Here is a 10,618-nt window from a genome sequence, read left to right as displayed (position 1 = left end):
CACCAGCGGCGGCGGCACCAGCGGCGGCGGCACCAGCGGTGGCGGCACCAGCGGTGGCGGCTCCACGAGCGGCCCGAGCTTCAGCACGCGTACCATTGTCGACAGCGACTGGCATGTGGGCTATTGCGAGCGTGTGCAGGTGACCAACACTGGTACTAGCACTGGCAACTGGTCAACCGCCGTGACGGTCAGCGGCACAATCAACAACCTGTGGAATGCCGTTTGGACGCAGTCCGGCAGCACGCTCAGCGCTACGGGCATGGATTGGAACAAGACCCTGGCGCCTGGTGCCATGGCTGAGTTCGGCTTCTGCGCCAGCCGTTGATTTCATCAGCTAATGCAACACCGTCACCACGCACTGCGTGGTGACAGCGAACGGCAGCGTCTAGCGACGCTGCCGTTCGTGTTTGGGCACAACAGATCACATCGATCTACACCGCAGACGCCAATCCAAAAATTTTCCTGGAGCCAACGCGCGGTTGCACAGCCGCCACAGCAGGCCAACAAGGAAATCGCCGCCAATATGCACCCCAGCGGATGCACGACATGCAGACGAAAACTCCGCCCTCAGGCTGTACGCCAACCAGGCGAACCGCTAGGCTGCGGACATGAGCGCCAACACCCATTTCATCCCATTGCACCTGTGCGTGCTCACGATCTCGGACACGCGCACGTTGGCCGAGGACAGCTCAGGCGACTATCTCGTATCGGCACTCGGCGCAGCAGGTCATCGCCTGTCCGCACGTGAACTGCTCCCGGATGACCGTTACCAGATCCGTGCTGTCGTGTCGGCCTGGATCGCCGATCCGCACGTCGATGGCATCCTGGTCACTGGTGGCACCGGCTTCACTGGCCGCGACTCCACGCCCGAAGCGCTACTACCGCTACTGGACAAACAAATGCCCGGCTTCGGCGAGTTGTTCCGTGCAATCAGCGTGGAAGAAATCGGCACCTCCTCGCTACAATCGCGCGCCTTCGCCGGCCTGGCCAATGCCACCTTCCTGTTCTGCCTGCCAGGTTCCACTTCGGCCTGCCGCACCGCCTGGGACAAGATCATCGCCGCGCAACTGGATACCCGCACACGTCCTTGCAACCTGGCCACGCTGCGCCCGCGGCTGAAGGAATGACCTGGAGACCCGCATGCCTCTGGACACCACGTTACGCCTGCTCGCCAAAGCCAGCGGCATGAGCGCCGCAGACATCGCCGCTGCCATTCCGCGCGCTGGCGCAACTACCGTGAAAGCGTGGATGACGGGCGAGAAGATGCCCGGTCGCACGCAGCTCAATGCGCTCGCGCGCACCTTCGGTGTGCCTGCTGGCGCGCTGCTCGGCGAGCTAGCCAGCCAACTCGACCCGGCTCGCACCCGTGGCGAGCACGATCTGTTGCTGGCCTTCCGCAACCTCGACACCCGCCAGCAGGCCGCGCTGCTGGAAGTAGCACGCAGCATGGCCGGCACCGGCAAGCGCAGCAGAGGCAAATAAACAAATGCGCGCGAGCGATGCAAGGCGCGGGTCATGCCGTCCGCGGCCAATCGCTCTACAGCGGCACGGCAAGAAAATCAGCGGCTACTGGGATCGTCAACCCGCAGCCTTGCCCGGCGGCGGCCCACCGGCGGCGGCAATCGCTGCCTCGATGTCGTGCGCGGTGACCGGCCCCAGGAACTGTTTGGCGAGCTTGCCATCGGGGCCGATCAAATAGGTCATCGGTAATCCGCGCGGCGTGGCGAAATCAGCCGGTGGCTTATAGGTGTCGACGATGACGATCGGATAGGCCACCGGATGCTGCTTCAGAAATGCTTGCATCTGCGCCGGCTCGATGTCTTCGTAAGCCAACCCGACAACCTTGATGTTGTCGCGCATCACGTGCAACGCCGACAACTCCGGCATCTCCTTCAAGCACGGCGCGCACCAGGTGGCCCAGAAATTCACCACCACCCATTGCCCGCGATGGGCGGCCAAATCGTATTCGTGACCGTCCACCGCCATCATCTTCAGCCTCGGCTGGGCACGGGTCTGCTGCACCACCTCCGGCCCGGCCACAGGCGGTGCGGCAGATGAGGTCGACGGCGAGGCAGATGCGCTGGTGGCGTGGTCATCGGTCCGCGCTGGCGCCGGCTGCCGATTGCAACCGGTCAACAATACGGCGCTGGCGAACAATGGAAACAAGATGCGCAATGCAGTCATGCAAGGTCTCCTATATCGGGATAAAGGTCGCCGACACGGCGCTTGAGCGTTTCGCGCAGTGGCAGCCGTAATTGATCCAACGCATAACAGGCAGCCTGCCCGAGAGCGTCGTCGCGGCACGGCAGATAGGCTTCGACAATGGGGATGCGTAACTGGCAATGCTCGTATAGCTCGGTCAACGGCACTTCGTCCAGGTCGCGGGCGAGGATCCAGTCCCCCTGTTCGGTACGGCTGAGCAGACGAATGCGCTCCAGCGCGCCCAACAGTTGCTGCACCAACGCATCGGTGAGCATCGGCTCCAGCTCCAGAATCCGTTCTTGCTGCAAGCCAAGGCCCTGCTTGCGCGCCTGCACAAACCGCCCGAGCAAGCGCAGTAAACCGTAGATTTCGTAGCCAACGGGCAGCCGCATCGACGCCGGCTGATAGCGAAACGCGGAAATCGAGGAGGACACCGACGCGCCAAGCAGGATCGCAATCCAGCTCATGTAGATCCACAACAGGAAAATCGGCACGAACGCAACCGTGCCGTAGATGCGCTGGTACGACTGAAAACCGCCTAAATACAGACTCAGCCCCCATTTCACCAGCTCCAGCAACACCACTGCCAACAACGCACCCGGCAGCGCATGGCGCAATCTGACCGTGTGGTGTGGCACTACCCGGTACACCAAGGTGATGCACACGCACTCGATCAACACCGGGGCCACGCTCAGCACCAGTTGCGCCAGCCACTGCCCCTCGCTGGTCTTGAACAAGGGCAGTGCGAAGAACCGCGCCGACACCGCCAGCGACGCCGCAGCGAGCAGCGCGCCCAAGGTCAGCACCGTCCAGTACACCAGGAAGCGGCTCAACTGCGGCCGCGCCGACACCACACGCCAGATTTGGTTGAACGTCTGCTCGACGCTGTGCAGGGTAATCAGCAACGACACCATCAATGCGATCACGCCGGCGGCGGTCAGTTGCCCGGCGCTGGCGGAGAACTGGCGCAGATATGCCTCCACCGAGCGTGCCGCCGCGGGGACGAAATGGGAAAAAATATAATCGCTGAGCTGGTCGCTCCATTCGTTGAACACCGGGAATGCCGAGAGCACCCCGAAGACCACCACCGCCAACGGGACCAGCGCAAAAATGGTGGTGTAGGCCAGCGAGGCCGCCGCCTGGAACAGGCGATCGTCGAGGAAGCGCCGCCACAGGAAAGCGGCGAAGCTGCGCATGCGCGCGCGGTCGCGGACGCGTTCGGCCCAGAGGTTGACAGTGTCCAATGGCTGCATCGGGCAAGGGTACCCGATGCGCGCGGACGCCGGCATCGTCGATACTGACGTCCGTTCTGACGCATGGGAGGGCCGCATGGCCGAGATCCTGGTCCTGTACTACAGCCGTGGCGGCTCGGTGGCGCGCCTGGCCCGGCACATCGCGCGTGGTGTGGACGAAGTCCCCGGCATGGCCGCGCGTCTGCGCACGGTGCCGCCGGTGGCCGCCGTCACCCAGACCAGCGCGCCACCGGTCCCCGACAGCGGTGCGCCCTACGTGGATGCCAACGACCTGCGCGAGTGCGTGGGTTTGGCGCTGGGCAGCCCAACCCGTTTCGGCAACATGGCCGCACCGATCAAGCACTTCATCGATGGACTCGGCGCCGAGTGGGCCAGCGCCACGCTGACCGGCAAGCCTGCGGCGGTGTTCACCTCCACCGCCTCACAGCACGGCGGCCAGGAGGCGACCCTGCTGTCGATGCACCTGCCGCTGCTGCACCATGGTTGCCTGATCGTCGGGATTCCCTATACCGAACCCCTGCTCAGCAGCACGCGCAGCGGCGGCACGCCCTATGGCGCCAGCCATGTCGCCGGCGCCGACGACGATCCGCAACCCAGCGAAGAAGAAGCGCACCTGGCGCGTGCGCTCGGCCGACGCCTGGCCGAGATCGCCCAGCGGTTGAGCAGCGCGTGAGCACGGTGCGCCTGCATCTGGCACTGAGCGCGGCGCTGTTGGCGCTGGCGACGCTGTTCGTGGTCTGGTTCCATGATGATCGCCAACGTGTCGCCGCATGCGTGGTCTTCGTGCTGCCACCGTTGCTGCTGCTGATCGGCGTGCTGCGCGGCAAAGCGCTGGCGCGGTTCTGGAGCGGCGTGGCGGCGCTGCTGTGGTTCAGCCATGGCGTCATGACTGCCTGGAGCCAGCCGACGCAGCGTAGCTTGGGCTGGATCGAACTGTCGCTGGCATTGCTCGTGGTGGGCCTGTCCAGTGCACCGGGCATCCGCGCACGCTTGGCGCACAAACGCGCTGCGACTGCACAGCGCGACAACGGCACCTGAGCGAGCGCATCGGTACACCCATTATCATGACGGCCCGCGCGACAGCGAACGCGCTCGTACATGCGTGAGGAACGGCAATGGAAGAACTCCTGATCGTCACCACTGGCGGCACGATCGACAAGATCTACTTCGACGATAAGTCCGATTATCAGATCGGCGACCCGCAGATCGGTCAGATCCTCAAGGAGCTGGGCGTGACCTTCCGTTTCAGCGTGATTCCGATCCTACGCAAGGATTCGCTGCACATCACCGATGCCGACCGCGAACTGATCCGCGCCACCGTGGCCGCACAATCGACCCGCCACGTGCTCATCACCCACGGTACCGATTCGATGGTGGAGACCGGCAAGGCATTGCAGGCGCTCCAGGACAAAACCATCGTGATGACCGGCGCGCTGAATCCAGCGCGCTTTCGCGGCTCGGACGCCGAATTCAACATCGGCTGCGCGGTCGGCGCGGTGCAATCGCTACCTCCGGGGATCTACATCGCCATGAACGGGCAGATATGGGATCCACAAAAGGTCCGCAAGAACGTGGCTGCAAATCGCTTCGAAGCTATTTGAACGAGCGCGATATCCAAAAGCCATCGACGCAATCAGCGCACCGGATCGCGCGCATGCGCCGGCAAAAAATCCGAGGCGACCGGTGACTGAGAACATCTAGGGCAAGCTGAATCGCGGCGCCGACGTCGCCTGCGCCCGCAGGCGCGTCAATCCAGGCGGAACAACCAGCCGTGACGATCAGCCACGCGACCGTACTGAATATCGGTCAACTCCTGGCGCAACGACAAGGTCACCGGGCCGGCCGGAGCACTCAGATCGCCGACCGAAAAGTCCTTGCCTTTCAACTGCCCGATTGGCGTCACCACCGCCGCGGTGCCGCAGGCGAAGATCTCGGCGATCTCACCGGATGCCACACCCTGCCGCCATTCGTCGATGCTCACCTGGCGCTCCACCACCGGCATGCCACGGTCGCGCGCCAATTGCATGATGCTGTCACGGGTGATGCCGTCGAGGATGCTGCCCGACAACGTTGGCGTGACCAAGCTGCCATCGCGCATGACCAGGAACACGTTCATGCCGCCGAGTTCCTCCAAATACTTACCCTCGACCGGGTCCAGGAACAGCACCTGCGAACAGTCATGCGCCTGCGCCTGTTGCTGCGGCAGCAGCGAGGCGGCGTAGTTACCGCCGCACTTGGCCGCACCGGTGCCGCCCCTGGCCGCGCGCGCGTAGTCGGTGGACAGCCAGATCGCCACTGGCGCCACGCCCTTGGCGAAATAGGCGCCAGCCGGGCTGGCGATGACGTAGTAGCTGGCCTTGTGCGCGGCACGCACGCCCAGGAACGCCTCGTCGGCGATCATGAACGGTCGTAAATACAGACTCGTTTCCGGTGCCGAAGGTACCCACGCCGCGTCGACCGCGATCAACTGTCGCAGCGATTCGACAAACAGGTCCACTGGCAATTCCGGCAACGCCAGACGCTGCGCCGAACGCTGCAGACGCTTGCCGTTGGCCTCAGGGCGGAAGGTCCAGATCGAACCATCGGCATGCCGGTAGGCTTTGATGCCTTCAAAAATCTCCTGGGCGTAGTGCAGCACCGAGGCCGCCGGATCCAGCGCCAGCGGGCCGTAGGCGCGGACCTGGGCGTCGTGCCAGCCCTGCTCGCCGGTCCATGCGATGGCGACCATGTGGTCGGTGAAGAACTGACCGAAGCCGGGCGCAGCAAGAATGCGCGCGCGCTCCTCGGCGCTGCGTGCGGCGGTGGACAGAGTCAGGCGAAAGTGCATGGACGGCTCGGGAGCGGGCACCTGGAATTCCTATGGTAGTCGAGTAACGGCCATGACCTGTGCATGGAGGGATCCGCAACGGCGATAACTTATCCAAACACAGGAGCATGGCGCAACGCGTCCTGCACAGGTCAAAACATGCCGGTTTCCAGGCGCGCGGCCTCGGACATCATATGCCGGCCCCAGGGTGGATCGAAGACCAGCTCGACGTCGGCCTGCGCCACGGTCGGGATCATCTCCAACTTGCTGCGCACGTCATCGATCAGGATCTCGCCCATGCCGCAACCCGGTGCGGTCAAAGTCATCTTGACCTCCACGGTGCGCTTGCCATCCTCGCCCGGGTGCATCGCCACATCGTAGATCAACCCCAGATCGACGATGTTGAATGGGATCTCAGGATCGAAGCAGGTCCGCAACTGCTGCCAAATCAGCCTCTCGACCTGCTCGTCGCCCGCGTCCTCGGGCAATTCCAGGCCCGGTGGCGACTCCTTGCCGATGGCGTCGCCGTCCTTGCCCGCGATGCGGAACAGGTTGCCTTCCACGAAGACCGTGTAGCTGCCGCCTAGCGCCTGGGTGATGTAGCCATAGCTGCCCGCGGGCAGGGTCACCGCGTCGCCCTGCGGCACCATCACCGCCGCACAATCGCGTTCGAATTGGACAGGTTCGCTACTGCGTGAGTACATGGTGGGAATATGGGGACCGAGCCCGCCGCTGCAAGTCGTGCAGTGTATCTGAGCACGCGCTGCACACGCCGAAGAGTATCCTGTATGGATTCTTCAGGATCCCCCCATGCCGCCTTCCTCAACGCCAGCCAGGCCCGCGCACTGGCTATGGCCCTTGCTGCTCGGCTTGGGCTGCTTTACCGCCCTGATCGCCTGGCTGGTGGCGGCATTGTCGCTTGGCCATCAGGCCGGATGGATGGCAGTCCTGGTCGCGCTGGAGATCGCCTGGATGCTGCGCGCTGGCACGCTACCGGGCGGCACGCTGCGCGCCGCCGTGGCGGTGATCGCCACCGTGCTGGTGATCGTTGCCGCCAACTGGGGCATCGCCTCCGCGCAGATGGGCGCGGCGTTGGGCCTGAACGTGTGGGATTCCTCGCTCAGGATGGGCGCGCAGTTCGCCTGGACCCTGACCGTACTTGCCAATCGCCCCGGCGACCTGCTGTGGCTGTGCATCGGCGTGGGGACGGCCTATTTCAGCGCGCGCTGAGGGCGAGCGCGGCAGAACCCGCAGGCCGCAGCGGCCGTGATGAAGGCCTGACGCCATTGCGCCGCCAGGGCCGATGCGCCACCCGCGTCCGCGCTGGCGCGGTGCCGACGACGCTCAGTGTCCGCCGCCATCGAGCGTCTTGAGCGCACTGACCAGCGCACCCGCCGCCTCTGCACCGTCACCGTACAACATGCGCGTGTTGTCGGCGTAGAACAGCGCATTTTCGATGCCGGCGAAGCCAGTCCCTTTGCCGCGCTTGATCACGATGACGTGCTTGGAAGCGATCACGTCCAGGATCGGCATGCCGTAGATCGGACTGGCCGGATCGGTCTTGGCGACCGGGTTGACCACGTCGTTAGCGCCGATCACCAGCGATACGTCGGTGCTGGCGAACTCCGGGTTGATGTCGTCCATGTCGGCGATCAGGTCGTAAGGCACGCCAGCCTCGGCCAGCAGCACGTTCATATGCCCGGGCATGCGCCCGGCCACCGGATGGATCGCGAACTTCACCTTGACCCCGCGCTCGCTCAGCCGCTGCGCCAGCTCCCAGATCTTGTGCTGGGCTTGCGCCACCGCCATGCCATAACCGGGCACGATCACCACGCGTTCGGCGTAAGCCATCATCGCGGCCACGTCGTCGGCCTCGATCGGTTTCTGACTCCCGCCAATCGCCTGCGTCTGCCCGCCACCGCCGAAGTGGGAGAAGAGCACACCGCGGATCGGCCGGTTCATCGCCTTGGCCATCAACCGGGTCAGCAAGATACCCGCCGCACCGACCATCATGCCGGCGATAATCAGCGCCTCGTTGCCGAGCACATTGCCTTCGAACGCCACCGCCAGGCCGGTGAAGGCGTTGTACAACGAAATCACCACCGGCATGTCGGCACCGCCAATCGGCAGCGTCATCAACACGCCCAGCGCCAGCGCCAGCACGAAGAAGAGCAGGATCGCCAGCGGACTCAGGCTCATCACCGCCCATCCGCCCACACCCAGCATCGCCACCAAGACCAACAGATTGAACGGCTGCTGCGCGGGGAAGACGACGCGCTTGTCCAGGCGTCCATCGAGCTTGGCCCAAGCAATGATCGAGCCGGACAGCGACACCGCGCCAATCGCCGAGCCGACCACCGCCAGCACCAACGTGATCGCACCGGGATGACGCGCGGCCAATGCGGCGATTGCATCCGCGCTCCAGTACGTGGTGTCGCGGCGCATCAGGAACGCAAAGCGCAACAATTCCACCGCACCGATTGCCGCCGCCGAGCCGCCGCCCATGCCGTTGTACAAGGCCACCATCTGCGGCATGTCGGTGATCGCCACCTTCTTCGCCGAAATCCATGCCGCGCCGGTACCGAGCACGATCGCCAGCACGATCAACGGCAAATTATGCAGACCCGGCAGCAGGAAGGTCGCGGCGGTCGCCAACAGCATGCCACTGCCCGCCCAGTGGATGCCGCTGCGCGCGGTCCTGGGTGAAGCCATCCGCTGCAGGCCGAGCAAAAACAGCGTGGCAGCCACCAGGTAGCTGCTCTTGATCAGGATCGGCAACAGTTCCATCAGTATTTACTCTCAGGAGAAGGACATCTGCGCGAACGGCAGCAAGCAAGGAAACCGGCCCGGCACGACACCAAGCAACAACGACGCGTGTCCGCCCATCGCCCGCGCTGCGGCGATGCACAGGCGCCGCACATCAATCCTGCGCTTTGGTCTTGTGCGGATCCGGCTTGCTGGACTTGAACATATCAAGCATGCGTTCGGTGACGACGTAGCCACCAGCGGCATTGCCTGCGCCAAGCAGCACCGCGACAAAGCCGAGCAGTTTTTCCAATGGGGTATTGGCATGACCCAGCACCACCATCGCACCGATCAGCACGATGCCATGGATGAAGTTGGAACCGGACATCAACGGGGTGTGCAGGATCACCGGCACCCGCGAGATGATCACATGCCCGGCAATCGCCGCCAGCATGAAAATATACAAGGCCACGAACCCATCGTTCATCGCATTCGCTCTCCCGGGCGCCATGCCCATCGACCGCATCATAACCATCTGCTGAACCGTTGTGCGATGACGTCGGCGAGGACATCGCGCGGTCAACCGTGACCGCTGCGATGCGTTTACCAAGGCATCCCTGCGCCAGGAAGCTAAGCTGTGCTGGTGAGTCCCCCTGCCCCACTACCGCCGCTGCCCGGAGCCGACGATGCCGCCACGCGCCCGTCATCGGCATCGCTGGAAGCGTTTCTGGCCGACATCGGGCCACGCGCGTTTCGTTTCGCCGAAGCTGGCCTGCGCCAGCGCGAGGATGCACTGGACGCAGTGCAGGATGCGATGATCAAACTGCTGAGCTACCGCACGCGGCCGGCACAGGAATGGACGCCGCTGTTCTGGAGCATCCTGCGCAGGCGCATCATCGACCTGCAGCGTCGTCGCAACTTTCGCTTGCGCTTCTGGGCAGCGACCAGCGACCGCGACGCGGACAGCATCCCGGAGTGGGCCGACGACAGTCCCAATCCGGCCCAACAGCACGAGCAACGACAAACCCATGCGCGACTGGTGGCTGCATTGCGCACACTACCGGCACGACAGCGCGAAGCCTTCAGCTTGCGCGTACTGGAAGAGCTGGATGTGACCACCACCGCCCATGCGATGGGCTGTTCCGAAGGCTCGGTCAAAACCCATCTGTCGCGCGCCCGCGAAGCGCTGCAGAAACATCTTGAGGATCTGCGATGACATCCGACCCCACCCACTTCGACGCACGGATGCGCGCGATCCATCACGCTGGCCTGCAGGCCCTGCCGGCACCGACCCTGGCGCGCCTGCGCGCTGCGCGCCAGCAGGCCGGTCGGCTCGACCAAGCCAATCGCGCACCTGGCTGGCGCCTGGGTTGGCTACTGGCGGCGGCGCCGGCCCTAGTCGGCGCCGTACTGGGCGTGCAGCAGTTTTTGCAGCCACCATCGGCAACGAAAGCGACGTCCGCCACAACGATCAGCGCAACGGCAACGACACCGACGACGTTCGCCACCGTGACGAGCGACGCCGACGAGACCGCGCCCCCCGGCATGCTGGAAGAAAACCCCGACCTGTACCTGTGGCTGGGCTCCGACACCGCATTGGCAATGGAATAAA

General features: G+C 64.4%; 14 protein-coding genes and 1 pseudogene. 9 read left to right on the top strand and 6 right to left on the bottom strand.

Annotated features, from left to right (window positions below; genetic code table 11):
• The 3 genes from XALGPE39_RS02590 to XALGPE39_RS02580 form a co-directional block, all read left to right on the top strand.
• A partial coding sequence (locus tag XALGPE39_RS02590) for a cellulose binding domain-containing protein (RefSeq protein ID WP_045726868.1) occupies positions 1–325 on the top strand: 325 nt, incomplete at its 5' end.
• A gap of 283 nt (positions 326–608) precedes the next feature.
• Positions 609–1,127 (top strand): molybdenum cofactor biosynthesis protein B, encoded by a 519-nt coding sequence (gene moaB, locus XALGPE39_RS02585; RefSeq protein ID WP_045726867.1) that lies wholly within the window; start codon positions 609–611, stop codon positions 1,125–1,127.
• A gap of 13 nt (positions 1,128–1,140) precedes the next feature.
• Positions 1,141–1,482, top strand: coding sequence for a helix-turn-helix domain-containing protein (locus XALGPE39_RS02580; RefSeq protein WP_045726866.1), 342 nt, complete (start codon positions 1,141–1,143; stop codon positions 1,480–1,482).
• Positions 1,483–1,578: 96 nt separating this feature from the next.
• Here the strand turns inward: XALGPE39_RS02580 and XALGPE39_RS02575 are convergent.
• Both XALGPE39_RS02575 and XALGPE39_RS02570 read right to left on the bottom strand, forming a co-directional pair.
• Positions 1,579–2,073, bottom strand: a pseudogene (locus tag XALGPE39_RS02575) (TlpA disulfide reductase family protein); the annotation flags it as partial.
• Between the two features lie 107 nt (positions 2,074–2,180).
• Positions 2,181–3,455, bottom strand: coding sequence for a YihY family inner membrane protein (locus XALGPE39_RS02570; RefSeq protein WP_045728913.1), 1,275 nt, complete (start codon positions 3,453–3,455; stop codon positions 2,181–2,183).
• A gap of 76 nt (positions 3,456–3,531) precedes the next feature.
• On the opposite strand from XALGPE39_RS02570, the gene wrbA reads away from it, so the two are divergent.
• The 3 genes from wrbA to XALGPE39_RS02555 all read left to right on the top strand — a co-directional run bounded on the left by wrbA (position 3,532) and on the right by XALGPE39_RS02555 (position 5,056).
• Positions 3,532–4,128: an NAD(P)H:quinone oxidoreductase gene (gene wrbA / locus XALGPE39_RS02565; RefSeq protein WP_045728912.1), complete on the top strand. Its 597-nt coding sequence runs from the start codon at positions 3,532–3,534 to the stop codon at positions 4,126–4,128.
• Entirely contained in the window at positions 4,125–4,493 is a 369-nt protein-coding gene (locus XALGPE39_RS02560; RefSeq protein ID WP_045726864.1) for a DUF2069 domain-containing protein, read from the top strand. Before wrbA ends, XALGPE39_RS02560 begins: the two co-directional genes overlap by 4 nt.
• A gap of 77 nt (positions 4,494–4,570) precedes the next feature.
• Positions 4,571–5,056 (top strand): asparaginase domain-containing protein, encoded by a 486-nt coding sequence (locus tag XALGPE39_RS02555; protein WP_045726863.1) that lies wholly within the window; start codon positions 4,571–4,573, stop codon positions 5,054–5,056.
• Positions 5,057–5,202: 146 nt separating this feature from the next.
• On the opposite strand, the gene XALGPE39_RS02550 is transcribed toward XALGPE39_RS02555, so the two are convergent.
• Positions 5,203–6,282, bottom strand: coding sequence for a branched-chain amino acid aminotransferase (locus tag XALGPE39_RS02550; RefSeq protein WP_045726862.1), 1,080 nt, complete (start codon positions 6,280–6,282; stop codon positions 5,203–5,205).
• Between the two features lie 131 nt (positions 6,283–6,413).
• Entirely contained in the window at positions 6,414–6,965 is a 552-nt protein-coding gene (gene sufT, locus XALGPE39_RS02545; protein ID WP_045726861.1) for a putative Fe-S cluster assembly protein SufT, read from the bottom strand.
• A gap of 106 nt (positions 6,966–7,071) precedes the next feature.
• Here sufT and XALGPE39_RS02540 point away from each other — a divergent pair, with 106 nt between their 5' ends.
• Positions 7,072–7,491 carry a hypothetical protein gene (locus XALGPE39_RS02540; RefSeq protein ID WP_045726860.1) on the top strand — a complete coding sequence of 140 codons (420 nt, stop codon included), beginning with the start codon at positions 7,072–7,074 and terminating at the stop codon, positions 7,489–7,491.
• 114 nt (positions 7,492–7,605) lie between these two features.
• Here the strand turns inward: XALGPE39_RS02540 and XALGPE39_RS02535 are convergent, their stop codons facing one another.
• Both XALGPE39_RS02535 and XALGPE39_RS02530 read right to left on the bottom strand, forming a co-directional pair.
• A complete protein-coding gene (locus tag XALGPE39_RS02535; protein ID WP_045726859.1) occupies positions 7,606–9,048 on the bottom strand; it encodes an NAD(P)(+) transhydrogenase (Re/Si-specific) subunit beta in 1,443 nt (480 codons plus the stop codon).
• Positions 9,049–9,181: 133 nt separating this feature from the next.
• The gene (locus XALGPE39_RS02530; protein WP_045726858.1) at positions 9,182–9,493 is read right to left on the bottom strand and encodes an NAD(P) transhydrogenase subunit alpha; all 312 of its coding nucleotides are present in this window, start codon (positions 9,491–9,493) and stop codon (positions 9,182–9,184) included.
• A 150-nt stretch (positions 9,494–9,643) separates the two neighbouring features.
• Between XALGPE39_RS02530 and XALGPE39_RS02525 the strand changes: the two genes are divergently transcribed.
• Both XALGPE39_RS02525 and XALGPE39_RS02520 read left to right on the top strand, forming a co-directional pair.
• Positions 9,644–10,222, top strand: coding sequence for an RNA polymerase sigma factor (locus XALGPE39_RS02525; protein WP_045726857.1), 579 nt, complete (start codon positions 9,644–9,646; stop codon positions 10,220–10,222).
• A complete protein-coding gene (locus XALGPE39_RS02520) occupies positions 10,219–10,617 on the top strand; it encodes a hypothetical protein (protein WP_045726856.1) in 399 nt (132 codons plus the stop codon). Before XALGPE39_RS02525 ends, XALGPE39_RS02520 begins: the two co-directional genes overlap by 4 nt.
• The last annotated feature ends 1 nt before the right edge of the window (position 10,618 follow it).

Source organism: Xanthomonas sp. GPE 39 (assembly GCF_000963005.1).
Classification (GTDB): domain Bacteria; phylum Pseudomonadota; class Gammaproteobacteria; order Xanthomonadales; family Xanthomonadaceae; genus Xanthomonas_A.
Note: the sequence above shows the minus strand (reverse complement) of the source record. Positions and strands in the feature narration are given on the sequence as shown.